1 pseudogene is annotated in these 759 nt (G+C 76.4%); it reads left to right on the plus strand.

The features are described 5' to 3' along the window. A pseudogene (locus tag ACFFNX_RS51740) lies at nt 1–759 on the plus strand (sacsin N-terminal ATP-binding-like domain-containing protein); the annotation flags it as partial.

Here is a 759-nt window from a genome sequence, read left to right on the forward strand (position 1 = left end):
TCCTGACCGACCCCGCGGCCCGCGCGGCCGTGGCCGCCTCGTACGACGAGGAGGACCCCGAGCCGATCTGGACCGCCGTCCTGACGCTCGTCGCCCGCGCCCGCCTGCGGCCCGGTGAGGAGCCGTGGCTGGCGGAGCTGGCGCTGCCGGGCGAGGACGGTGAGCCGTACCCGGCCGGTGAACTGCTGCTGCCCGGCGCCCCTCTGGCCGACGTGGTGGCCGAGGTCGCGCCGTTCGGCGTCGTGGACGCCGGCCTGGTCGAGCGCCACGGCGCCGAGACGCTCGAGGCCACGGGCGTACTGCGGACCTTCGCGCTCGTGCGCGACGAAGACGTCATCGAGCCCGAGCACCACCTCGACGCCGAGGAGGAGTGGGCGGACGAGCTCGGGGAGGGCTTCGTGGTCCCCGAGTTCACCGCGGTGCGCGACCTGGAGTTCGTGGCCGACTGGCCGGAGGCGTTCGCGCTGCTGGCGGAGCCGCCGCTGCGCGCCGCCGTCACCGAGCCCGTACGCGTGGTCCTCGCGGACGGGCGGACCGCCACGGTCCCGTCGTACACCGCGTGGTGGCTGCGGCGGCATCCGGTGCTGGACGGGCGGCGGCCCGGCGAGCTGTGCCTGCCCGGCGACCTGGAGGGCCTGTACGACCTGGCGCCGCCGGGTCTGGACCCGGAGCTGTTGCGGGCGCTCGGCGTTCGTACGACGCTCTCCGCGTTGCTCGCCGGGCCGGACGGCGCGGACGAGCTGCTCGACCGGCTGGACG

Origin of the sequence: Actinoallomurus acaciae (assembly GCF_042429965.1) — a bacterium.
Taxonomy (GTDB): Bacteria; Actinomycetota; Actinomycetes; order Streptosporangiales; family Streptosporangiaceae; genus Actinoallomurus; species Actinoallomurus acaciae.